The sequence below is a fragment of the Arthrobacter zhaoguopingii genome (assembly GCF_009828605.1).
In the GTDB taxonomy this organism is placed as follows: domain Bacteria; phylum Actinomycetota; class Actinomycetes; order Actinomycetales; family Micrococcaceae; genus Arthrobacter_D; species Arthrobacter_D zhaoguopingii.
In genome coordinates this window covers 205737-228198 of the sequence record NZ_WIAE01000001.1, presented here as the reverse complement: position 1 = coordinate 228198, position 22462 = coordinate 205737, and the positions used below count along the sequence as shown (strand labels likewise).

Sequence of the window (22462 nt, the reverse complement as noted above, 5' to 3'; positions counted from 1 at the left end):
CACCTGACAGGGTGCGCCCGGGAAGTTTCAACCGTCCGAAAAAAGCAAGCTAAAGAAAGAGAATGGAATGCGTAATTTCGCAAAGTCCTTTGCGGCAGTCGCTGCAATCTCGGCGCTCGCGCTGACCTCCTGCGGCCGTGAAGATGCGGGCACCGGCAACGAGGGCGGCGACACCGGTAACGAGGCAGCCTCCGGAGGCTTCGAGGAGGGTGCCGCGATCGGCGTCGCCCTGCCGCAGAAGACCTCGGAGAACTGGGTCCTGGCCGAGCAGCTGTTCAACGACGGCCTGACCGAGGCCGGTTACGAGCCGGACGTTCAGTTCGCCAACGGCGGCGTGTCCGAGCAGCAGAACCAGATCAACTCCATGATCACCAACGGGGTCGAGGTCCTGATCGTGGGGGCCATCGACGGCGCCCAGCTGGGCAGCCAGCTGCAGCAGGCCGCCGATGCCGGCATCACCGTCATCGCATACGACCGCCTCCTGACCAACACGGAGAACGTCGACTACTACGTGGCCTACGACAACTTCCAGGTCGGTGAGCTCCAGGGCCAGGCCCTGCTCGACGGAATGGCCGAGCAGAAGGGCGAAGGCCCGTACAACATCGAGCTGTTCGCCGGGTCCCCCGACGATGCCAACGCCCAGGTCTTCTTCGACGGTGCGATGAGCGTCCTCCAGCCGAAGATCGACGACGGCACGCTGAACGTCGTCTCCGGCCAGACCGAGTTCAACCAGGCCGTCACCCAGGGCTGGAAGGCGGAGAACGCCCAGCGCCGCATGGACACCCTGCTCTCCGGCAACTACGACTCCGAGGAACTCCACGGCGTCCTGTCCCCCAATGACACCCTGGCCCGCGCCATCCTCACCTCGGTGAAGGCCGCAGGCAAGGACATCCCCGTGGTCACCGGCCAGGACTCCGAGGTTGAATCGGTCAAGTCGATCATCGCGGGTGAGCAGTACTCCACCATCAACAAGGACACCCGCGACCTGGTGGAGCACTCCATCACCATGGTCGAAGGCCTCGCCGCCGGCGAGGAGCTGGAAGTCAACGACGAAGAGTCCTACGACAACGGTGTGAAGGTCGTTCCGGCCTACCTGCTCGAGCCGCAGATCGTCACCAAGGAAAACGCAGCAGAGGCCTACGCCGACGATCCCACGCTCTCCGAGATCGTCAAGTAACCTCCCAAAATCCGGCCCGGCAACGGGCTGAACGGGAAATCCCGGTGCCGCCTCGGCGGTACCGGGATTTCTTTTTGCGCCGCCGGATGCCGGACCGGGCACCGGGCCAGACACCGGGAGCAGCGGCGGCGCGGACCCGGACACGGCAGCGGCGCTGGACCGCGGCGGCTTTCGCCGAAAGGATGAGGTCATGACACCTCACCAGCGATTTGTTGTTCAGCCTCCCTGTGCCGCGCCCGGGGCGCCCAGCCCCCTGGCTGCCACCGGCCGTCCCCTGCGGTGGGGGGTCGTGGCCACCGGGGGCATCGCCTCAAAGGTCACCGCCGACATCGCCCTGCTCGAGGACGCCGTCCTGCACGCCGTGAGCTCCCGCAGCGCCGATCGGGCCCGTGAGTTCGCCGGGCGTTTCGGCTTCGCCGCCAGCTACGGGGACGCCGACGGGGTGCCCGGCTACCAGCAGCTCTTCGACGACCCGGACATCGATGTCGTCTACGTCACCACCCCGCACGCACAGCACTTCGAGGTGGCCCGCGCCGCGCTGGCCAGCGGCAAGCACGTCCTGTGCGAGAAGCCCTTCACCGTCAACGCGGCCGAGGCCGCGGCACTGATCGACCTCGCCACCGCCCGCGGCCTGTTCCTGATGGAGGCCGTGTGGACGCGCTTTCTGCCCAGCGTCAACCGCGCACTGGACATCTTCGCCTCCGGCGAGCTGGGCGAAATCCGCTGGGTGCAGGCCGACCTCGGCTTCCCTGCCGGATACAACCCTTCCAGCCGGATCTGGGACCCGGCCGCCGGCGGCGGGGCACTGCTCGACCTCACCGTGTACCCGCTCACGTGGACCCTCGGCGCCCTCGGCTTCCCCGCGTCGGTCTCTGCCTCCGCTGAACTGAACGGGGACGGGGTGGACGTCCAGAACGCGGTGACGCTCAGCTATGAAGGGGGCGCCCAGGCGCAGTTGACCTCCTCCCTCGGCGCCCTGGGTCCGGCCGCCGCCACCGTGGCCGGCAGCGGCGGCTGGCTGCGCACCGGCGACGGGCCGCTCCACAATCCGCGCGAGCTCACGGTCCAGCCGCTCAACGGCGAACTGCGGACCGAAACCTTCGACTCGGTGGGCGCCGGGTACACCTACGAGCTGCGGGAGACCACCCGCTGCATCCAGGCCGGGCTGATCGAGAGCCCCACCATGCCGCTGGCGGACACGCTCACCACCATGCACCTGCTTGACGGGATTCGGGCCCAGCTGGGGCTGCGCTACGCCAACGATTCGATGTAGCGCAGCCCATTCACCCGAAAAGCCGCCCCCGCGGATGCGGGAGCGGCCTCTTCGGGTGAACGGTTGCCGGTCGTTCGAGCCGGACGGCCCGTCAGGCGGCGAGGATCGCCAGGACTTCCTGGAGCTTCTGCGACGGACGCATCGCGGAGGCCACCTTGGTGACATCGGGGTGGTAGTAGCCGGCGATGTCGACCGGCGAACCCTGCACGGCGAGGAGTTCGGCGACGATCGTGTCCTCATTGGACGCGAGCGCCTCAGCCACCACGGAGAAGGCCTGCGCCAGTGCGGTGTCCTCGGTCTGCTGGGCGAGTTCCTGCGCCCAGTACCGCGCCAGGTAGAAGTGGCTGCCGCGGTTGTCGATCTCGCCGGTCCGGCGGCTCGGCGACTTGTTCTCGAGCAGGAACGTGCCGGTGGCCCGGTCAAGGGTGTCGGCGAGGATCTGCGCGCGCGCATTTCCGGTCGACACGGCGAGGTGCTCGAAGCTCACGGCCAGAGCGAGGAACTCGCCGAGGCTGTCCCAGCGGAGGTGGTTTTCCTTCAGGAACTGCTGGACGTGCTTCGGCGCCGAGCCGCCGGCACCGGTCTCGAAGAGTCCGCCGCCGTTCATGAGGGGAACCACCGAAAGCATCTTGGCGCTGGTCCCCAGTTCGAGGATGGGGAACAGATCGGTGAGGTAGTCGCGCAGCACGTTGCCGGACACCGAGATGGTGTCCTCTCCCCTGCGGATCCGCTCCAGGGTGAAGGCGGTGGCCTTCTCCGGGGTCATGATCTCGATCTGCAGACCCTCGATGTCGTGCTCCCCGAGGTACTCCCGGACCTTGGCGATGAGGTTGGCGTCGTGGGCGCGGCTTTCGTCGAGCCAGAACACGGCGGGCATGCCCGACGCACGGGCGCGCGTCACGGCGAGCTTGACCCAGTCGCGGATGGGCGCATCCTTGGTCTGGCAGGCCCGCCAGATGTCGCCCGGCTGGACGTCGTGCTCGATGAGGACAGTTCCCGCGCTGTCGAGGACCTGCACGGTGCCGGCGTCCTGAATCTGGAAGGTCTTGTCGTGGCTGCCGTATTCCTCGGCGGCCTGCGCCATCAGTCCGACGTTCGGGACGGTGCCCATGGTGGTGGGGTCGAAGGCGCCGTTGGCCCGGCAGTCATCGAGGACCGCCGTGTAGATACCGGCGTAGCTGCTGTCGGGGATGACCGCGAGCGTGGCGGCTTCCGCGCCGTCGGGCCCCCACATGTGTCCGGAGCTGCGGATCATGGCCGGCATGGAGGCGTCAACGATCACATCGCTGGGCACGTGGAGGTTGGTGATGCCCCGATCGGAATCAACCATGGCCAGCTTCGGGCCCTCGGCCATGCCCTTGTCGATGGCGGCCTTGACGCCGTCGCGCACGTCGGCGGGCAGCGCGTCGAGCCCGCCCAGGATCGAGGCGAGGCCGTTGCTCGGGCTGAGGCCGGCGGCAGCCAGCTGGTCGCCGTAGGTGGCGAACAGTTCGGGCAGGAACGCCTTCACCACGTGACCGAAGATGATCGGGTCCGAGACCTTCATCATGGTGGCCTTCAGGTGGACGGAGAACAGCAGGTCCTCCTGCTTCGCGAGGGCGACCTGTGCCTTCAGGAAGTCGTCGAGGGCGGCTGCGCGCATCACGGTGCCGTCCACCACCTCACCGGCGCGGACGGGGACGGACTCCTTCAGGACGGTGGTGGCGCCGTCGGCGTCGACGAACTGGATGCGGAGGGTGTCCTCGGCCTTGAGAACGACCGACTTCTCATTCGATCGGAAGTCGTCGGCGCCCATGGAGGCCACGCGGGTCTTCGACTCCGGCGTCCAGGCGCCCATGCTGTGCGGGTTCTGGCGGGCGAAGTTCTTCACCGAGGCGGGAGCCCGCCGATCCGAGTTGCCCTCGCGGAGGACGGGGTTGACGGCGCTGCCCTTGACCTTGTCGTAGCGGGCGCGTGCTTCCTTCTCCTCCTCCGTGGAGGGGGCGTCGGGGTAGTCCGGCAGTGCGTAGCCCTGGGCCTGCAGCTCGGCGATTGCGGCCTTCAGCTGCGGGATTGAGGCGCTGATGTTGGGGAGCTTGATGATGTTCGCCTCGGGAGTCTTCGCGAGGGCGCCGAGTTCGGCCAGCGCGTCGGGCACCTGCTGGTCTTCGGTGAGGCGGTCGCCGAAGAGGGAGAGGATGCGGCCCGAGAGCGAGATGTCGCGGGTTTCGATGTCCACTCCGGCCGTCGAGGCGAACGCCTCGATGATCGGCAGGAATGAGTAGGTTGCCAGCATGGGCGCTTCATCGGTGTGGGTGTAAATGATCTTGGCCATTGGCGTCTCCCTGGGAGTCTTCGGATGCGGAGTCTTCGGATGCGGATTCTGGGTATCCCTCGGTTCCAACCTACCCGAGGGGCCCGCCGGAGCTAATGGAAGAAGTGCCGTGCGCCGGTGAAGTACAGGGGAACGCCCGCCGCGTTTGCGGCGCCGATGACTTCGGGGTCACGCACCGATCCCCCGGGCTGCACCACGGCGCGTACTCCGGCGTCGAGCAGGATCTGCAGGCCGTCGGCGAAGGGGAAGAAGGCATCGGAGGCGGCGACCGACCCGCGGGCGCGCTCGATGCCGTCGCCGGCGAGGGTATTGGCCCGCTCCACGGCGAGCCGGCAGGAGTCGAGGCGGTTGACCTGGCCCATGCCGACGCCCACCGAGGCGCCGTCGGCGGCAAGCAGGATCGCGTTGGACTTCGCGGCCCGGCAGGCGCGCCAGGCGAAGGCGAGGTCGGCGAGGGTTGCCTCGTCGACCGGCTCACCGGCCGCGAGGGTCCAGTTCGCGGGGTCGTCGCCGTCGGCCTGCAGCGCGTCGGCCTGCTGGACGAGCACGCCGCCGGAGACCTGGCGCAGCTCCACCGGCTCGCGCCGGTAGCCCTCGGGCAGGACGAGGAGGCGGATGTTCTTCTTCTGCGAGAGGATTTCCACGGCCTCGGGGGCGAAGCCCGGGGCGATCACGACCTCGGTGAAGATGTCCTTGACCGCCTCGGCCATGCGGGCGCTCACCTCGCGGTTGGCGGCGATCACGCCGCCGAAGGCCGACACCGGGTCGCAGGCGTGCGCCTTGGCGTGGGCGTCGGCGATCGGGTCCTCAGCGCCGGCGGCACCGACAGCGACGCCGCACGGGTTGGCGTGCTTGATGATCGCTACTGCTGGCTCGTCGAAGTCGAAGGCGGCGCGCAGGGCGGCGTCGGCGTCGACGAAGTTGTTGTAGCTCATGGCCTTGCCGTGCAGCTGGGTGGCCTGGGCGATGCCCGGGGCCGCCGCCTTGTCGGCGTAGAGGGCCGCCGGCTGGTGCGGGTTCTCGCCGTAGCGCAGCACCTCGGAGCGTTCGAGGGCCTGCCCGGCGTATGCGGGCCAGGCGTCGCCGTCTTCGGTGTCGTCGCCGAACTGGGCTGCGGTCCAGGTCGCCACCGCGGTGTCATAGGCGGCGGTGTGCGCGAAGGCCAGCGCCGCGAGGCGGCGGCGGGCGCGGAGGTCGAATCCGCCCTGTTCCGCGGCGGCAACGACGTCGGCGTACCGGCCCGGGTCGACGACGACGGCGACCGAGGGGTGGTTCTTCGCGGCGGAGCGCACCATGGCGGGGCCGCCGATGTCGATCTGCTCGACGACGTCGTCGGGGGCGGCGCCGGAGCGGACCGTCTCGACGAAGGGGTAGAGGTTCACCACGACGAGGTCGAAGGCCTCGACGTCGAGCTCGGCGAGCTGGGCGACGTGCTCGTCGCGGCGGCGGTCGGCGAGGATGCCGGCGTGGATCTTCGGGTGGAGGGTCTTGATCCGGCCGTCGAGGCACTCGGGGAAGCCGGTGACCTCGGAGACCTCGGTCACGGGCACTCCGGCTGCGGCGATGCGGGACGCCGTGGAGCCGGTGGAGACGAGTGCCACCCCCGCCGCGGAGAGACCGCGGGCCAGATCCTCCAGACCGGTCTTGTCGTACACCGAGATGAGGGCCCGGCGGATGGGAACACGGTCAAGATGGGTGGGGCTCACGCAGATCTCCGTACTGTGGCTGTGCGGGGGACGCTCCAATTCTATAGGCGCACCGGGGAGACCCCGCCCGGCCCCCATCCCTCTCCGATCGAGGACGCAGAACCAACGGCTGGAGCGCCCTCCCATCCGTTATTGCTGCGTCCTCGACGGGAAGGGGGTCGCGGTGTCCTCGAGGCCATGTGCCTGTCAGACCCCGAACGGCATACCAGAGGGTCCCCGCGCCTCCGCCGCGGCCAGTGCACGGCGGATCTTTCCCATCGACGCCGGGACGTTCGCCGGAAGAAGGTGATGCTTGCTGAACCGCAGGACCACCCAGCCCAGTTCCCGGAGCCGGTCGTCCCGTTCGATGTCACGATTCCACTGCACTGCGCTCAGCAGGTGGTGTTCGCCCTCGTACTCGAGGGCAGTCCGCTGCCTGCGGTACTGCAGGTCCGGCCGCGACAGCCGGCGGCCGTAAGGATCGAGGATCCACTGGTTCACCTCCGGCTCGGGCAGCCCCGCCTCGAGGATCAGCAGGCGGAGCCGGGTCTCCGGTGCCGAATCGACGCCGGGCCGCAGCAGCTCCAGCGCCTCCCGCGCCCTTCGGATCCCCCTGCTTCCCCGGCGCCGCCCGACGACATCGGCGATCTCCCCGAGCGAGGACAGCGGGTCGGGTACGCCGATCGTGCCCGGACGTGCAGGCGCATCATCCCTCCGGAGCAGGCAGTCCCCCCGCCGCCACGAGGTCGGCCAGCGGGAGCATTCCGGCCAGATCGGTCCAGGTCCAGGCCGGCGCTGTGACGAAGGCACCGTTGACGGGGACCACGTCCCGCGGAGTGAGCGGCGCCCGGTGCCCTCGAACTCCGCGCCGCCGGGGAGCCGTGAGCTCCATCGGACGGATGAGGTGGATCGGAGCCGCCGGATCCAGGCAGGGAGGAAGGAAAAGCCCCCAGAGTGCGGCAGCTGTCGTGTGGCTGCACGCCGTCCGGAGTGAAAGCGAGGTCAGCACCGCGACCCGATCGAGAAGGGGCACGTCGCTCCCCCGGCGCTCACGGACGCTCCGGGACGGAATGCTCAGGTCCGTCCTCCGCAGGCGGCTGTAGTCGACGCCGGCGGTGCGGGCCTCGTCGAGCGTGAAGGAAAGCCGTTGGATCGGGAGCCCGGGGAGGAATTCCATCCCTCAATGGTCTGTCTCCGGACGGGTCCGACCGGGTTATCCACAGCGGAAGCGGCAGCGGAGCGCATGGGCCGCGGGCGGCGTCCGGGCGGGCCGGAATACGGGCCTAGAATCGAGGATGCACAAATTACGGTCAACAGGACTTTAAGTCGTTATTTCTGCGTTGCAGATCACCAGGGACACATTTTCTGCGCCGCCTTTGCGCGACTGTACAGTTTTCCAAGCACCCCGCCCGTCCAGGAAGGCACCGTGAGCACCTCAATTTCATTACCCACCGGCGACCAGGTGGTCCAGGAGCTTCCCTGGCGGTGGCGCGTGCAGGGAAGGATCTTCCTGATCGGCGGCCTCGGCTTCATGTTTGACGCCTGGGATGTCACCCTCAACGGCTACCTCATCCCCCTGCTCTCAGCCGACTGGGGCCTGACCCCCGGCCAGGCGGCCTGGGTGGGCACCTCGAACCTGATCGGCATGGCCCTCGGGGCGTTCGCCTGGGGCTCCATCGCCGACCTCATCGGCCGCCGGACGGCGTTCACCGCGACCCTGCTGATCTTCTCCGTCTTCACCGTGCTCGGCGCCTTCTCCCCCGACATCGTGTGGTTCTGCATCTTCCGCTTCGCCGCGGGGTTCGGCCTGGGGGGCTGTATCCCGGTGGATTACGCCCTCGTCGGTGAGTTCACCCCCCGCAGGCACCGGGGCCGGGTGCTCACCGCCATGGACGCCTGGTGGCCGATCGGAGCCTTCCTCTGCGGCATCGTCACCACGCTGCTCATAGCGACCTTCGGCAACTGGCGGTACGCCATGCTGGTGATGGTCCTGCCGGCGCTGCTGGTGTTCTGGGTGCGCCGTTCGGTCCCCGAATCCCCGCTGTTCCTGGTGCAGAAGGGCCGGCAGGAGGAGGCCCGGAAGGTCATCGACTCCCTCGTCGAGCGCACCGGCGGTGAGCCGGTCGCATGGCGGCTGCCCGAGCCCGGGACGGCCGAGAAACTTACCCTGGGTGGGCTCACCGGCCAGTTCTCCGGCATCTGGCGCTACAACTGGCGGCTGACCCTCACGGCCTGGTCGCTCTTCCTGACCATCCTGCTGGTGTACTACGGGGCGCTCACCTGGATGCCCAAGATCCTCATCGAGGCCGGGTACAAGCAGTCGGTCGCCTTCATTACGACGGCCGGAATGACCGGCATCGGTCTGTTCGGCGTGATTGCGGCGGCACTGCTCGTGGAGCGGGTGGGCCGCAAGTGGATCCTCGGGATCACCGGGCCGCTGTCGGCCGCCGTCCTGGTCGTGTTCGCCCTCACCGTCGAACTGCCGCTGGTGGCGACCCTGTGGCTCCTGGCCTTCGGCTTCCTGATTCAGGTCGCCATCCCGGTGCTCTACACCTACGTCTCGGAGCTCTACCCAACGCACCTGCGCGGATCGGGATTCGGGTGGGCCTCAACGGTGTCCCGGGTGGGCGCCGGACTGGTGCCGCTCATCTTCGGGTCCCTGCTCTGGCCCTACCTCGGGCTGCCCCTGACCTTCGCGCTCACCGGCGCCCTGGTGCTCGCCGCCGTACTGTGGATGGCCCGCAACGCCCCCGAGACGCGGGGCGCCGAACTGCCCTAGGGCACGGCGCGGACGCCGGAGAGGACAGGTCCCCTGGGACAGTCCTACTCCGGCAGCTCGGCCCCGGAGGTCTCCTCCAGCGACGTGATCTTCCATGCCCCGTCGCCGTACTTCACGGCGGCGGTGTAGATCGTCCCGTCCGGGCTGAACGGCCGGTGCTCAAGGACCTCCCCGTCGGTGCCGAAGGCCGTGTACTCCCCGGGGTTGACGGGGAGCAGCGCGGTCACCGGGCCGGCGCCTTCGGGCGAGGTGATGAGGACGTTCTTCACCTTGGGCTGCCCGCCGAGGATCCACCCGCCGTCCTCGTACACCTCCGCGATGCGGCCGGCCCGCTCGGCCTCCGCGGCCGCGCCGTCGAGGTGGGCGAGGAGCACGTCCGTGTCCCCTGTCTGCAGGGCGTAGGCGGTGAGGTCGAAGTGGTGGAAAAGGAACGCCCGCGCCCCCTCGTGCGAGTTCTCGGTGACGAGGTCGTTGAACTCCGGCTGGCGGACGTTCGACGCCGGCGCGCTCGAGCTGGCCGGCGACGGCGCAGCGGATTCCGGTGCGGCGGCCGGCTGCGCCGGGGTGCCGCAGGCGCTGAGGATGACGGCGGAAGTGGCCAGGGCTGCAGTGAGGACCGCGGTGCGAAGAAGGCTCATGGAGTGTCCCAAGGTGGAAGTGCGGGCCGCCGGGCGCCCGGGGCGTCGGTTCCGCCCGGTCCACACTATCGGTGGCTTCGAGCAACAAGTCAGGAGAACTGATCCGATGTGACGGACATCGCGTCCGGATCGGAAACGTCCGAAGCTAGAGCCACTTCCGGCGGCGGAAGGCCCAGTAGAGGCCTACACCCATGGCGATCATGAGCAGCAGCGCGAAGGGGTAGCCCAGGACCCAGTGCAGCTCGGGCATGACATCGAAGTTCATCCCGTAGATCGAGGCGACGAGGGTCGGGGCGAAGAGGATCGCCGCCCAGGAGGAGATCCGCTTGACCTCCTCGTTCTGGGCCAGCGACGTCTCCGTCAGCCGGGTCATCTCCTCGTTCTGCCGCTGGGCCACGAGCGTGGAGTGGACGGCCAGCAGGCTCTGCAGCAGGGTGCGGAAGGTGTTGACCCGCTCCACGATGCGCAGCACGTGGTCGAGCACATCGCGCAGGCGCCGGGCCAGTTCCCCCTCGCCCCGAAAGGCGGTGGAACCGCGCTGCAGCGACTCGATGATGGCCTGCAGCGGCTGGGTGGCCCGCTGGAACTCGATGACCTCCCGGTGGAGTTCGTAGATCCGCCGGGACACCCCGGGGTCGCCGCCGAAGAGTTCGTTCTCGATCTCGTCGATGTCGTTCTCAAGCCCGTTCACCACCGGCAGGTACTCGTCCACGACCTCGTCGAGGATTGCGTACAGCACCGCCTGGGGGCCCATCGCCAGCAGGTCGGGGCTCGCCTCCATGCGGTCGCGCACGGTACCGAGGTCCGGGGACTCGGCGTGCCGGACGGTGACGACGAAGTCGGCGCCCACGAAGACGTGGAGCTCGCCGAACTCGACCTTCTCCTCGCGGTCGAGGTAGCGGGCGGGGCGCAGCACCACGAAGAGGGTCTCGCCGTAGCGCTCAAGCTTCGCCCGCTGGTGGCCGTTGGCGGCGTCCTCGACTGCCAGTTCGTGCAGCCCGAACTCCTCGGCCACGGCCTGGATCTCCGCGCGGTCTGGGCGGTACAGGCCGATCCAGCCCATGCCGCCGGTCTCGCGCATCGCCTCGAAGGTCGAGTCGAGGTTGTCGGGGTCGATCCTGCGGCGGCCGTCGACGTAGACGGCGTTCGCGACGAGGGCGTTCACCGGGTGCCCCCGAGCGTCCGGAGGGTCTCGATCAGGAGCCTGCGCTCCTCGACCTTGATGCGTTCGTGAAGGGTCTCCTCGGTGTCGTCCGGGAGGACGGCGACGGGCGCCTGGGCGAGGATGGGGCCGGTGTCCACGCCGGCGTCGGCGATCATCACCGTGCACCCGGTGACCTTGACGCCGTAGGCGAGCGCGTCGCGGACCCCGTGGGCGCCGGGGAAGCTCGGCAGGAGGGCGGGGTGGGTGTTGAGGTAGCGGTTGGGGAACCGGTCGAGGAAGCCCTGGTCGACGATCCTCATGAACCCCGAGGAGACCACGTAGTCGGGGGCGTAGGAGGCGACCGCCTCCCCCAGCGCGTCGTTCCAGCCGGAGCGGTGCGGGTAGTCCGCGAAGTCGACGACGAAGGTGGGGATTCCGGCCCGCGCCGCCCGCTCGACGCCAAGGGTTCCGGGGCGGTCGGCGCCGACGGCGGCGATCTCGGCGTCGAGGCCGCCGGAGGCGACCGCGTCGATGACGGCCTGGAGGTTGGACCCCGTGCCGGAGACCAGGAGGACGATGCGCATTGCTCCACTGTAGGCGGCGCGGTCGGCTTGGCGTAAACCGCAGCGGCTAGGGTTGGAGGATGAAACAGCGGCCCGCACCACCGTCAGACGGCCCATCCAACCGCCCGTTCAACGACCCATCCGACCGCCCGCACGGGGTCCCCGCCGGCCGGCCCTCCCCCGGGGCGGAGCCCGCGCCGGAGGAGGGTTCCCGGGCACTCCCGCTGTGGTTCCTGGTCAGCCTTGTGGCGGCGGTGGCCACCAGTTCCTTCGACCTGCCGTTCAAGGTTCTGGGCCTGGGGTTCAGTGTCCTGGCCCTCGTGCTGGGAATCGCGACCCTGGTGCGCGCGGTGCGGCGCCGGCTGGGCGGGCTGGTGCGCGTCACCGCCGCGGTGGGGGTGGGCCTCGCCGGTTTCCTCGCCCTCTCCACCGCCGTCCTGATCGCCCTGTGGCCGGTCACCGCGGACTACGAGGACTGCATCGACACCGCCCTGACCCTCGCGGCCGAACGGGTGTGCCAGGACCGGCTGCTGACCCTCAACGGGATGCTTCCGGAATGAGGCGGGCGTTCCGCTAAGGGCCGGTCAGGCGTCCGGGCGCTGCGGTTCGCGCTCCAGCAGCGGCGCCATGGCGTAGCCGAGCACAGCGCCGATCCCGACCTCGGCACCCAGCCACAGGGCGACCGCGAGCGGGTCCGGGCCGAGGTCGGTTAGGCGGCCGATGCCCAGCGATGCCCGCGACAGCAGGGCGAGCGCCGCCCCGCCAAGGCCCGCGAGGAGACCCACGAAGAGTCCGAGGCACACCGTGGAGACGATCGAGGTGAGCCAGCGGGCCGAGGTCTTGAGGCTCAGCCACTCATCGAAGTGGTTCTCGCCCTCCCGGAAGAACCACCATCCTGCCAGCAGGCCCGCCACCACGGGCAGGGCCAGGGCGGCGATGCCGAATTCGAGGGTCCCGGCCGGCAGCGCCCCGAGCACCGGGACGGCGGGGAGGGGACCGACGGTGCTGGCCATTGGCGTGAGCGAGCTGCCGGTGCCGAGGGCGAACCCTGCCCCCGAGGCCCAGGCCAGGGTCCACACCACGAGGTTCGGCAGCAGGCCGAGCTGCCCGAGGGTCAGGGCCGTCGACCCGGCGATCCCTGCCTCAAGGCGTTCATACACGGTGATGACTTCGGTCCAGTGAAGGGCCACGGCGGCGGCGAGCAGCAGCGCCGCCAGGCCGGTGGCCGCCAGCACGCCGAGGAAGGCCGAGCGCACCACGGACCAGGCGTACGATCCGGCCCAGCGCGAGTGCTGGCTTGTCCGGGCGATCCAGGAGGCGAGGTCCACGCCGATCAGGCGGCTCCAGGCACCGGCCTCACGGTAGGCGCCGGTGACGATCCCGAGGCCCGCCGACACCGGCGGGATCAGCGCACCCGCCGTCAGGGACACGGTCACGTCGGCGTTGGTCGAGAAGTAGGCCACGGCGGCGCCGACCACCGCGTAGATGCCGAGCGCCCCAAGAACGGCCTGCCACAGCTGGTCGGTGTAGGAGGCGCGGGCAAGGCGCCGCCCGGCACGCCAGGCGAGGAGGAACGGCACGAGCACCAGGCCGAGCGGAACGGCGTGCAGCAGGCCGGAGGTCGTGCCGGCGATCACCGTCCCCGGCGGGAAGGTGAGCACCAGCGGCACTCCGTGCATCACCAGCCAGGCGTGGCCCGCCGACTGCGCCGCGGAGACGGCGTCCCGGTCGGCGAATCCGCCGGTCAGCCACACCGCGGCGACCGGGATCAGGACCAGGGCCGCGGAGATCGCTGCGGCCTGGCCGAGTTCGAACACCCCCTGCAGCCAGAGGGGCATGGGAACGGCTGTCGGTCTCCGGCGTGGAAGTTTCATCCCTTCAATGGTGCCACCGGCTCCGGCCGGCTCCGCCCACCGACGCGGCCCGGCGGCACGCGCAGGCTAGCCGAGCAGGTCCGCGATCCCCCGGGCGGTGGCCAGCCCGGCCCCGATAAAGGCGATGACGACGACGGCGAAGCGGGCGGTGTCGTCGCGCACGAAGCGCCCGAGCTTTTCTCCGGCGAAGATGCCGGCGAGGATGGCTCCGCCGATGGCTCCCCACATCCAGGGGTCGAGCACCGGGGCCTGGGCCGGGTCAAGCAGGAGTTTGATCGCGAGGGTCACCAGCCCGATGACGACGAAGAAGGGCTGCAGGGTCGCCGCGAAGGGCCGCTGCGGCCACCTCGCGAGGACGGCGTAGGCGCTCACCGCCGGTCCGCCGACCCCTGCCATCGAGTTGGTGAGCCCGGCACCGAACCCGGCCAGGACCTTGGGCACATTACCCCGGACGACGACGTCGGAGCGCTGCAGCACCAGGGAGATGGACAGGGCGGCGAGCACGACGGCGCCGACGGTCACCGCCAGCGGCGCCGCGGGGGCGGTGACGGCGATGAGCGAGCCCGGGACCGAACCGAAGAGGGAGGGAACGGTCAGCCAGCGGAACATGCTCCAGTCGATGTCGCGCCAGACCCGTCCGACGATGATCGCCGAGGACACCACCCCGCAGATGTTCACCAGCAGCACCCCCTCGTGAGGGCCGAGGATCAGCACGAGGAACGGGGCGATGAGCAGGGCGAAGCCGAGGCCGGCGATGCGCTGGGCCACGGCTCCGGCGAAGATGGCGCCGAGCACGACCAGAAAAATCCCAAGGGTCACCGTCCCCACAGTACGCAGGACGGTGTCATAGTCCGTGCGCCCGCGCGGGGCGGAGGTACCCTGAACCCATGACCTTGCTCACCACCGCCCTCGACACGGCGGACTGGCGAAAATCGGTGTTTCGGCTCTACGGGCAGGTGCGCCGCAGCGCCGCCGAGGACTCCCCCGAGGCGGCCCACGCCCTGTGGCGGGCCGGCCGGGACCACCTGCTGGGCACCCACCCGGCCTCGCCCCTCGACGATGCGGCGAAGGAGCGCTTCTCGGGGGTCGCCATGGCCGACTACGACCCGGCCTACCGGTTCGAGGCCGCAGTCAGCGACGAGGGAGCCGGCGAGGTTCGGGACGTCGAGACGGGCACCGACGGCACCGTGCCCTTCCAGCGGCTGGGCAGCGTCGTGCTGCCGGGACTGGGACAGCTCGCACTGTGGCGCCTCCAGTCCTACGGCGGCGGAATCTTCCTACCCCTGCGCGACACCACTGCGGGGCGCGACGGCGGAACCTACGGGGGCGGGCGGTACCTGCTCGACACCATCAAGGGCGCCCATCTGGGCCAGGGCCGCCGGCCCGGCAGCATCGTGATCGACCTGAACTTCTGCTACAACGCCTCGTGCGCCTACGACGAGGCGTGGGCGTGCCCGCTGCCGGGGCCCGAGAACCGGCTCGACGCCGAGGTCCCGGTCGGGGAGCTCTACCGCACCTACTAGGCCCGCGTATCCGGGGCCGATACGCCCGGGTGCCGCGCGCCCGCGTACCGCACCCGGGGCCGGACCGGCGCCTTGAGGAGCAGCCGCCCGCAGGCTCTATCATGGGATATCCACACCCATCTGCGCGGAGGCAACGATTACAGACACGGCTGCTCAACACGACATCTATTTCGGCGCTCCCGAGCCGGAGAACGAAGCCGAGATTCTCGAGTCCGCCTCCCGTGCGGCAGTCGCCCGTTTCACTGACCGCTCCGACATCACCACCGTCAAGCGGCGCTTCACCCTGATCAACTCCGACCGCACCCCGCACGAGGCCATGGTCGAGGACCTGCTGTTCATCCGTGCTGCCCTCGATGCCGCCCGCATCGAGTTCCTGCTGGTTCGCGGCAATGACGAACGTCCCGTCATCGCCATCGACGTCAAGGACCAGGAGCGGCTGCGCGCGGCCCTGGTGGAGGCGTGCCGGAACGAACCCTTCTATTCACGCACCGTCGACACCAAGCGCCGCACCACCCTGCTGGTCGCGGACGGGTCCCTTTCGCACAGCCGCAAGGCCCGCATCTACCGGCTGTTCCGTCCCCGCATCGAACCGATCGGCGGGCTGGCCTACGGGCCCTCCGCCGGCGTGCAGATCGAACTGTGGGCCCTTCACGCCGACAACATCGAACTCCCGGTGGAGAATTCGCTGACCCGACGCACCGTGCCGGCGGCCGAGGCGGTGCGCGGATCCGTCGAGCGCCACGGCCTGAAGTGGCCCACCATCGACAATATGTTCGCCGACCACGCCTCGGACATCGGCTTCGACATCGACCTCGTTTTCTCCTGGGTCGACGGCAGCAGCCCGGAATACCAGGCGGCGCGCGCCGCGCGGATGAAGGGCGCCGTCGTCGGTGAGGGCGACGACCACGAGGCGCGCTTCCGCCAGATCAACGAGCTGAAGTACGCGCTGCGCTCGGTCTACATGTTCGCCCCCTGGGTGCGCCGGATCTTCATCGCCACCGATTCCCAGCGCCCGGAGTGGCTGGCGGACCACCCCTCGGTGACCCTGGTGCGGGCCGAAGAGCACTTCTCGGATCCCTCGGTGCTGCCGACCCACAATTCGCAGGCCGTCGAGGCCCAGCTGCAGCACATCCCCGGGCTCGCGGAGCACTTCCTCTACTCCAACGACGACATGTTCTTCGGCCGCCCGGTTGCCCCTGACATGTTTTTCTCCCCCGGGGGGATCACCAAGTTCATCGAGGCCGACACCCGGATCGGCCTCGGCGATAACGACGCCGAGCGCAGCGGCTTCGAGAACGCGGCGCGCGTGAACCGGCGGCTGCTCCACGAGCGGTTCGGCCGGATCACGACCCGGCACCTCGAGCACACGGCGGCTCCCCTGCGCAAGAGCGTGCTGCTGGAGATGGAGGAGGAGTTCGCCGCGGAGTTCAAGGCCACCGCCGCCTCCACCTTCCGGGCGAAGGACAACATCTCCGTCACCAACTCGCTCTACCACTACTACTCGCTGCTGACCGGGCGGGCGGTCACCCAGGAGATGGCGCGGGTGAAGTACATCGACACCACGGCGCGGTCGGGCCTGAAGAGCCTCAACAAGATGCTCGACAAGCGCAACTTCGACTTCTTCTGCCTCAATGACGGAAGCTTTCCCGAGGTGCCCGCCGACGAGCGGGCGCGGCTCGTCACGGAGTTCCTCGAGAAGTACTTCCCGGTCAAGGCGCCCTGGGAGAAGTAGCCCGTCCTGCCCCGGGACCGTGCCAGACTTGCTCCATGCAGACGTTCCTGCCGTACCCGGACTTCGCTGCCAGCGCCGCCGCGCTCGACCAGGCACGGCTGGGCAAGCAGCGCGTCGAGACGCTGCAGGCGCTGCGGGCGCTCGTCATCCCCGACTACGGGTGGCAGCGGCACCCGGCCATCCGGATGTGGATGGGCTATGTGCCGGCCCTGAGCCTTTACGGCCTGGCGATGGTTCAGGAGTGGGTCTCGCGTGGGCACGCCGATACGACGGGCCCGCTGATCCGGGAATTTGCCCCCGACGCCGATCCGCAGGAAGTTCCGCTCCCCCCGTGGCTCGGGAACGCCGGCGTGCATCTGAGCCACCAGTCGAACCTGATCCAGAAGGCCCCGGAGATCTACCGGGACCGCTTCCCCGGCGTTCCGGAGGACCTGCCCTACCTGTGGCCGGAGCCCGATCGGGAGATCCTTCCGGCCGAACCCGCCGGCGGCCGGGTCTGGGTCTGGCGGTCCGACGCCGTCCCCGCCGGGGAGCCCGGGGAGACCGGGGAGTCCGATGCGGCCCTGCGGATGCCGCTGGAGGCCCCTGGCGGCCGGGCGGCCCCGAAGTGGGAGCGCCAGCTCGCGGTCTTCGAGCACGGCATCGCCGACGGCGACACGGTGGTGCTCGCCGGTGCCGACCCGGAGCGGTTCCGCACCGGCACCGCCGGGCCGGTGCTGCTGGCGGAGGATGTCCTGCTGCGCGGGCTGGCCCTGGACGGATGGGTGCGCCGGGGCGACTTCGACCGCCCGGCCCTGCTTCAGGATCCGCGGACCCTGTTCTGCGTGCCGCGGCCCCGGCGCTGACCTGTTCCGGAGGCCGGTCAGACCCTGCTGAACCGGTCAGACTCTCCTGAACTGGTCAGACACCGCTGAACTGGCGGGCCGGAGCCGCCTCGGCGATCCGCACCCCCGCCGCCTCGAGGCGCCGCCGGGTCTCGGCACGGGGGACGGTCTCGCCCACCGCGGTGTACTGGCCGGACGGGACCACCGAATGCACGATCGTATCCTCGTAGACGTGGACCATGTTGTAGGACTGGGCGCCGTCGCGGCCCCGGGTCCCGCCGCCGTCGAATAGCAGGTCCTGGGTGTAGCAGGTGGCCGAGGCGACCGAGACGGGGACCCCGGCGAAGGTTGCCGTGGTCGAGTAGTGGAGGTGTCCGGCGATGACGGCCCGGATGTCCGAGCCGCGCACCACCTCGGCCAGTTCCCGCTGCCCGCGCAGCTCCACGAGGACCGCGAGGTCCTGGACGCTGGGCACCGGCGGGTGGTGCAGGGCCAGGATGGTGCCGTGCGGGGCGGGGGTGAGCAGTTCGTTGGCCAGCCACAGCAGCTGGCTGCGGCTGAGCGCGCCGTGGTGGTGGCCCGGGACGCTCGAGTCGAGGGTGATGATCCGCAGCCCGTCGACGTCGTAGGAGCGGTCGACGGGCCCGGCGGACGGTGCTTCGTCGAGGAGGCCCTCGCGGAAGCTGGCGCGGTCGTCGTGGTTGCCCATAGCCCACACCACTTTCGCCCCGAGGCGGTCAGCGGCGGGATCGACGATCGCCCGCAGCTTCTCGTAGGCGCCGGGCTCGCCCTTGTCGGCGAGGTCCCCCGTGAACACGATGGCATCGGGCCGGGCCCCGGAGGCGGTGAGGTCCGCGAAGATCCGGCGCAGCCGCTCCTCGCTGTCCACCGCCCCGTAGAGGGGGCCGGGACCTCCCACCAGGTGGGTGTCGCTCAGATGCAGGATGAAATGCTGCGGCCTCGGATGTTCGGCCGTCCGGTACTCCATGGCAACCTTCTTGGTAGTTGACTGCGTCGTACAACCCAATTGCCTTCCATCAAAGCAGAGCGCAGGCACCCGTGAGGTGAATGAGGCACGGCAAGTCGGAAAACTTAAGGCGCACCTCTACCTCCAGGCTCAGCCCTCCCCGGGATCCGAGATGAAGCCCTTCTCGACCATGAAGTCGAAGGCGACGTCGGCGGGCTCCTGACCCTCGACGTCGACCAGGAGGTTCATCTGGCGCATCGTCTCGTCGGTGAGTTCCGGGGCGATCTGGGCGAAGACCTCCTCCAGGCCGGGGTGCTCCTCGAGGACCTCCGCGCCGAATACCGGGGCGACGTTGTAGGCCGGGAAGAACATGCGGTCGTCCTCGAGCACCGTGAGGTCGAGCGCGTCGATCCTGCCGTCCGTTGAGAACACCTCACCGAAGTTGCAGTCGCCGCTGTCGGTCGCGGAGTACACAGCACCGGTGTCGTAGATCCCGATGTTGGCATCCGGCACCCCGTCCGGCGCGCCGCGGGTCAGCCCGTAATGCTTGAGCAGGGGGTTCATGCCGTCCGAGCGGGAGTTGAATTCGGACTCGATGCAGAAGGTGCGCTCCTCCACGGGCAGTTCGGCCAGCTGGGAGATCTTCGTGATGTTCCCCAGGTCCGCAAGTGCCTCGGTGCGCACAGCCAGCGCGTAGGTATTGTTCAGCGGCGCCGGCCGTCCCCAGATGAGATTGTTGTCGAGGTCGGCGTCGTGGACTGCCTGCCACTGCTCCTCCTGGTCGGGGATGCCGGACTCCTGGCCAAGGTAGGTCAGCCACGCGGTGCCGGTGTACTCAAGGGTCACGTCCGCATCTCCGGAGAGGAGCAGTTCACGCACGGGCTGGCTGCCCGGCACGTTGGTGAGGTCCGTGACCTCAAAGCCCGCCGCGGAGGCGGCGAGCACCGAGATCTTGCCGAGGATGAGCTGCTCGGTGAAGTTCTTCGACGTCACCGTCAGCGGCTCGCCCTCCGCACCCTCGAGGACTTCGATCGAGCCCGGCCCGGCCTCTGGAACGTAGGAGGTGGCGGGCTGCAGACCGCACCCGGAGACGAGCAGCGCAGCCGATGCGGCGAGGAAGGCCGCCGCACGGGGCCGGCGGAAGGGGTTCTGGCGCATGGGGTTCTGGCGGATGGGGTTCTGGCGGATGGGGTTCTGGCGCATGTCAAAGTCCTTTCGGCCGTGCGACGTGCTCGACGACGCGCCCGAGCCAGTCGACGAACAGGGCCAGCAGCGCCACGATCACCGATCCGGCCACCAGGACGCGCGGAAGGTTGAGGTTGACCCCGGTCGTGATGAGGATGCCGAGGCCCCCTCCGTTGATGAAGGTGGCGAGGGCCGCGGTACCGACGAGCAGGACCAGGGCGGTCCGGATACCGGCCAGCATGATCGGCACGGCGAGGGGAAGTTCGACCCGCACGAGCACGGCCAGGGCACTCATCCCCATTCCCCTGCCGGCCTCGACGAGCCGGGTGTCGACCTGGTTGAGTCCGATCATCGTGTTGCGCAGCACCGGAAGGATGGCGTAGAGCACCAGCGCCACAACGGCGGCACGGAAACCGAATCCCAGCCAGGCGGCGAGGAGCACGATGAGCCCGATGGCCGGTGCCGCCTGGCCGAAGTTGGCAACGGCGAGGATCGGTCCGTTGAAGCGCCGAAGACCCCTGCGGGTGAGGAGGATGCCCAGCGGGATGGCGGTTAACAGCACGATCAACGCCGCCAGGCCCGTCAGGGCCAGGTGCTCACGGGTGTAGTCAAGGAGCGATGAGGGGCTGAGGGTGGTCCGTTCGGTGTCGGTCAGCTCGGCGGCAGCAAGCCAGAGAGCCAGGAGCACGCCGACGACGACGATCCCGGCGAGCTGCAGCAGCAGCGGCCGCCAGGACAGGGGTGCGGCGTCGGCGCGGATGGCTGCCTCCTGCCCTGCCGGGACCGCGGTGCGCGTCGGCTCACTCACCGGTGCGCTCCGGTCCGGTCAGGCCGGCCGCCGGCAGGCCGGGGGCGCCGCTGGCCTGCACGGCCTCGAGCGTGCCGGTGTTCACTCCGACCGGGCGGCCCTCGGCGTGCGCGGTGCGGGCGTGCCGGTGTGCCCGTCCGATGGCGTCCATGACGGTGTCGACGTTGATCACCCCGCGGAACGTGTCGCGGGGGCCGGTCACCAGCGCCGCCCCGACGCTCGAGACGAGCATGGTGTCGAGGGCGTCATTGAGGGTGGCACGGTTCCCCACGACGGGCAGCCGCGGGTCGCGTTCGGCACCGACCCGCTCGAGCCGGCTCAGCTGCCGGCGGGAGAGCCACTGCAGGGGACGGTTCCGTTCATCGACGATGACCGAGTGGTTGTGCCCGATGGCGTCCATGCGTGAGAGCACGTCGGTGGCGAGGTCGCCGGGGCGGGCCACGACGGCGTCCGCGACCTCGACCTCGTCCACGCGGGTCAGGGTCAGCTGCTTGAGGCCGGCACCGGAGCCGATGAAGTTTTCGACGAATTCGTTGGCGGGCTCGGCGAGGATGCGTTCGGGGGTGTCGTACTGGACGAGCTGGGCGCCTTCGTTGAAGATCGCGATCCAGTCGCCCAGCTTTACCGCCTCGTCGAAGTCGTGGGTGACGCAGACGATCGTTTTCTGCAGTTCGCTCTGGATGTTGAGCAGTTCATCCTGCAGGCGCTGCCGCGTGATGGGGTCGACCGCGCCGAACGGTTCGTCCATGAGCAGCACCGGCGGATCGGCGGCGAGGGCGCGGGCCACCCCCACGCGCTGCTGCTGTCCGCCGGAGAGTTCGCGCGGGAACCGGTCGCGGTAGCGGTCGGGGTCGAGGGAGACCAGCTCGAGCAGTTCGTCGACGCGGGCGGCGATGCGCTCCTTGCTCCAGTCGAGCATCTTGGGAACGAGGGCGATGTTCGCAGCGACGCTCATGTGCGGGAACAGTCCTCCGGCCTGGATGACGTACCCGATGCGGCGGCGCAGGGCGTCGCCGTCGATCCGGGTGACGTCGTCGCCGTCGAGCACGATCCGGCCTTCGCTCGGCTCGATCAGGCGGTTGATCATCTTCAGCGTTGTCGTCTTGCCGCAGCCGGACGGGCCCACGAGCATCACGATCTTCCCCGCGGGGATCTCCATGGTGAGCCCGTCGACGGCGGGCTTCTCCTGGCCGGGGTAACGCTTGGTGACCGTGTCGAGGAGGATGCTGGCGCCGGTGATCGGCTTCGCCGCCGCTCCGGCGGCCGGGGAGGGAGTGAACGTTTCAGACACGGATACCTCGCGGGGTTGTGAGCCGGCCGAGGCCGACGAGAAGCAGGTCAAGGACAAGTGCAAGCACGATGACGGCGAGAACGCCGGTGGCGACCGACTCGAACGAGTTCGCTCCGCCGAGCCGGGAGAGCCCGGAGAAGATGAGGCCGCCGAGGCCGGGGCCGAGCGCGTAGGCGGTGATCGCGGCGATTCCCATCACCATCTGCGCCGATACGCGGATCCCGGTCAGGATGACCGGCCAGGCCAGGGGAAGTTCGATCCGGACGAGCGTGCGGATCCGGCCCATGCCGATGCCGCGTGCTGCCTCCACCAGGGACTGGTCGATGCCGGCCAGTCCGACCACGGCGTTGCGCAGGATGGGAAGCGCCGCGAAGAACGCCACGACGATCACCGCCGGGCCCACCCCGAAGCCGAGAGGGGCGATCAGCAGGCCGATCAGAGCGAAGGCCGGAATCGTGAGGCCGATCGCGGAAATACCATTTACGAGGGCCGAGAGGGTGGGGCTGCGGTAGACCAGCGTGGCCAGGACGACGGCGGCCACCGCTGCGAGCAGCAGGCACTGCACCACGAGGGAGAAGTGCTGCCAGCTCGAGAAGAGGATCGAGTCGATCCTGTCGACGAGGAAATCGGTCACATTCGTACCCTTTTCACCTTGGGGGAACTGCCCGCGCGGGGTCGCGGCGGG

21 protein-coding genes are annotated in these 22462 nt (G+C 69.5%); 7 read left to right on the top strand and 14 right to left on the bottom strand.

Translation table 11 applies throughout. The features are described from left to right. Positions 1-67 precede the first annotated feature (67 nt). A complete protein-coding gene (locus GVV77_RS01040) occupies positions 68-1177 on the top strand; it encodes a substrate-binding domain-containing protein (protein ID WP_159615567.1) in 1110 nt (369 codons plus the stop codon). 190 nt (positions 1178-1367) lie between these two features. After that, on the top strand, positions 1368-2450 hold the full coding sequence (locus GVV77_RS01035; protein WP_159615565.1) for a Gfo/Idh/MocA family protein: 1083 nt from the start codon (positions 1368-1370) through the stop codon (positions 2448-2450). A gap of 91 nt (positions 2451-2541) precedes the next feature. Here GVV77_RS01035 and GVV77_RS01030 read toward each other — a convergent pair whose 3' ends face one another. From GVV77_RS01030 to GVV77_RS18230, 4 genes are all read right to left on the bottom strand, one after another. After that, a complete protein-coding gene (locus tag GVV77_RS01030; protein WP_159615563.1) occupies positions 2542-4764 on the bottom strand; it encodes an NADP-dependent isocitrate dehydrogenase in 2223 nt (740 codons plus the stop codon). A 92-nt stretch (positions 4765-4856) separates the two neighbouring features. Next, complete coding sequence (purH, locus tag GVV77_RS01025) at positions 4857-6470, bottom strand: bifunctional phosphoribosylaminoimidazolecarboxamide formyltransferase/IMP cyclohydrolase (RefSeq protein ID WP_159615561.1); 1614 nt, start codon at positions 6468-6470, stop codon at positions 4857-4859. Positions 6471-6656: 186 nt separating this feature from the next. Continuing rightward, positions 6657-7259: an endonuclease domain-containing protein gene (locus GVV77_RS18235; RefSeq protein WP_246199555.1), complete on the bottom strand. Its 603-nt coding sequence runs from the start codon at positions 7257-7259 to the stop codon at positions 6657-6659. Further along, complete coding sequence (locus GVV77_RS18230; protein WP_246199554.1) at positions 7156-7626, bottom strand: hypothetical protein; 471 nt, start codon at positions 7624-7626, stop codon at positions 7156-7158. The genes GVV77_RS18235 and GVV77_RS18230 overlap by 104 nt, the downstream gene beginning before the upstream one ends. A 249-nt stretch (positions 7627-7875) precedes the next feature. Here GVV77_RS18230 and GVV77_RS01015 point away from each other — a divergent pair, with 249 nt between their 5' ends. Then, the gene (locus tag GVV77_RS01015; RefSeq protein ID WP_159615559.1) at positions 7876-9228 is read left to right on the top strand and encodes an MFS transporter; all 1353 of its coding nucleotides are present in this window, start codon (positions 7876-7878) and stop codon (positions 9226-9228) included. 44 nt (positions 9229-9272) lie between these two features. Here the strand turns inward: GVV77_RS01015 and GVV77_RS01010 are convergent, their stop codons facing one another. The 3 genes from GVV77_RS01010 to purN form a co-directional block, all read right to left on the bottom strand. Beyond that, complete coding sequence (locus GVV77_RS01010) at positions 9273-9866, bottom strand: DUF6318 family protein (RefSeq protein WP_159615557.1); 594 nt, start codon at positions 9864-9866, stop codon at positions 9273-9275. Between the two features lie 145 nt (positions 9867-10011). Continuing rightward, positions 10012-11031, bottom strand: a complete 1020-nt coding sequence (locus GVV77_RS01005) for a magnesium and cobalt transport protein CorA (protein WP_246199553.1) — start codon at positions 11029-11031, stop codon at positions 10012-10014. Continuing rightward, positions 11028-11594: a phosphoribosylglycinamide formyltransferase gene (gene purN, locus GVV77_RS01000; protein ID WP_159615555.1), complete on the bottom strand. Its 567-nt coding sequence runs from the start codon at positions 11592-11594 to the stop codon at positions 11028-11030. Before purN ends, GVV77_RS01005 begins: the two co-directional genes overlap by 4 nt. Before the next feature lie 59 nt (positions 11595-11653). Between purN and GVV77_RS00995 the strand changes: the two genes are divergently transcribed. Continuing rightward, positions 11654-12133 (top strand): hypothetical protein, encoded by a 480-nt coding sequence (locus GVV77_RS00995; protein ID WP_159615553.1) that lies wholly within the window; start codon positions 11654-11656, stop codon positions 12131-12133. A gap of 24 nt (positions 12134-12157) precedes the next feature. Here GVV77_RS00995 and GVV77_RS00990 read toward each other — a convergent pair whose 3' ends face one another. Beyond that, a complete protein-coding gene (locus GVV77_RS00990; RefSeq protein WP_159615551.1) occupies positions 12158-13447 on the bottom strand; it encodes a cell division protein PerM in 1290 nt (429 codons plus the stop codon). Positions 13448-13513: 66 nt separating this feature from the next. After that, positions 13514-14266 (bottom strand): sulfite exporter TauE/SafE family protein, encoded by a 753-nt coding sequence (locus GVV77_RS00985; RefSeq protein ID WP_201291420.1) that lies wholly within the window; start codon positions 14264-14266, stop codon positions 13514-13516. Between the two features lie 68 nt (positions 14267-14334). Between GVV77_RS00985 and GVV77_RS00980 the strand changes: the two genes are divergently transcribed. From GVV77_RS00980 to GVV77_RS00970, 3 genes are all read left to right on the top strand, one after another. Beyond that, a complete protein-coding gene (locus GVV77_RS00980) occupies positions 14335-14970 on the top strand; it encodes a DUF1684 domain-containing protein (RefSeq protein WP_159615547.1) in 636 nt (211 codons plus the stop codon). A gap of 202 nt (positions 14971-15172) precedes the next feature. Next, on the top strand, positions 15173-16702 hold the full coding sequence (locus GVV77_RS00975) for a stealth family protein (protein ID WP_425483330.1): 1530 nt from the start codon (positions 15173-15175) through the stop codon (positions 16700-16702). A 35-nt stretch (positions 16703-16737) separates the two neighbouring features. After that, the gene (locus tag GVV77_RS00970; protein WP_159615543.1) at positions 16738-17547 is read left to right on the top strand and encodes an MSMEG_6728 family protein; all 810 of its coding nucleotides are present in this window, start codon (positions 16738-16740) and stop codon (positions 17545-17547) included. Between the two features lie 55 nt (positions 17548-17602). Here the strand turns inward: GVV77_RS00970 and GVV77_RS00965 are convergent, their stop codons facing one another. The 5 genes from GVV77_RS00965 to GVV77_RS00945 all read right to left on the bottom strand — a co-directional run bounded on the left by GVV77_RS00965 (position 17603) and on the right by GVV77_RS00945 (position 22411). Further along, the gene (locus GVV77_RS00965) at positions 17603-18514 is read right to left on the bottom strand and encodes a phosphodiesterase (RefSeq protein WP_159615541.1); all 912 of its coding nucleotides are present in this window, start codon (positions 18512-18514) and stop codon (positions 17603-17605) included. 129 nt (positions 18515-18643) lie between these two features. Beyond that, positions 18644-19696 (bottom strand): glycine betaine ABC transporter substrate-binding protein, encoded by a 1053-nt coding sequence (locus GVV77_RS00960; protein WP_425483323.1) that lies wholly within the window; start codon positions 19694-19696, stop codon positions 18644-18646. A 1-nt stretch (position 19697) separates the two neighbouring features. Continuing rightward, complete coding sequence (locus GVV77_RS00955) at positions 19698-20438, bottom strand: ABC transporter permease (protein WP_201291426.1); 741 nt, start codon at positions 20436-20438, stop codon at positions 19698-19700. A 40-nt stretch (positions 20439-20478) separates the two neighbouring features. Beyond that, positions 20479-21777 carry an ATP-binding cassette domain-containing protein gene (locus GVV77_RS00950; RefSeq protein ID WP_246199552.1) on the bottom strand — a complete coding sequence of 433 codons (1299 nt, stop codon included), beginning with the start codon at positions 21775-21777 and terminating at the stop codon, positions 20479-20481. Continuing rightward, positions 21770-22411: an ABC transporter permease gene (locus GVV77_RS00945; RefSeq protein ID WP_159615537.1), complete on the bottom strand. Its 642-nt coding sequence runs from the start codon at positions 22409-22411 to the stop codon at positions 21770-21772. The genes GVV77_RS00950 and GVV77_RS00945 overlap by 8 nt, the downstream gene beginning before the upstream one ends. Positions 22412-22462 lie beyond the last annotated feature (51 nt).

What these genes read in the sequence shown, in the direction of transcription:
- GVV77_RS01040 (WP_159615567.1), top strand. Translation starts at nt 68, where the DNA reads ATGCGTAATTTCGCAAAGTCCTTTGCGGCAGTCGCTGCAATCTCGGCG.
- GVV77_RS01035 (WP_159615565.1), top strand. Translation starts at nt 1,368, where the DNA reads ATGACACCTCACCAGCGATTTGTTGTTCAGCCTCCCTGTGCCGCGCCC.
- GVV77_RS01030 (WP_159615563.1), bottom strand. Translation starts at nt 4,764, where the DNA reads ATGGCCAAGATCATTTACACCCACACCGATGAAGCGCCCATGCTGGCA.
- GVV77_RS18230 (WP_246199554.1), bottom strand. Translation starts at nt 7,626, where the DNA reads ATGGAATTCCTCCCCGGGCTCCCGATCCAACGGCTTTCCTTCACGCTC.
- GVV77_RS01010 (WP_159615557.1), bottom strand. Translation starts at nt 9,866, where the DNA reads ATGAGCCTTCTTCGCACCGCGGTCCTCACTGCAGCCCTGGCCACTTCC.
- purN (WP_159615555.1), bottom strand. Translation starts at nt 11,594, where the DNA reads ATGCGCATCGTCCTCCTGGTCTCCGGCACGGGGTCCAACCTCCAGGCC.
- GVV77_RS00995 (WP_159615553.1), top strand. Translation starts at nt 11,654, where the DNA reads ATGAAACAGCGGCCCGCACCACCGTCAGACGGCCCATCCAACCGCCCG.
- GVV77_RS00990 (WP_159615551.1), bottom strand. Translation starts at nt 13,447, where the DNA reads ATGAAACTTCCACGCCGGAGACCGACAGCCGTTCCCATGCCCCTCTGG.
- GVV77_RS00980 (WP_159615547.1), top strand. Translation starts at nt 14,335, where the DNA reads ATGACCTTGCTCACCACCGCCCTCGACACGGCGGACTGGCGAAAATCG.
- GVV77_RS00970 (WP_159615543.1), top strand. Translation starts at nt 16,738, where the DNA reads ATGCAGACGTTCCTGCCGTACCCGGACTTCGCTGCCAGCGCCGCCGCG.
- GVV77_RS00965 (WP_159615541.1), bottom strand. Translation starts at nt 18,514, where the DNA reads ATGGAGTACCGGACGGCCGAACATCCGAGGCCGCAGCATTTCATCCTG.
- GVV77_RS00960 (WP_425483323.1), bottom strand. Translation starts at nt 19,696, where the DNA reads ATGCGCCAGAACCCCATCCGCCAGAACCCCATCCGCCAGAACCCCATG.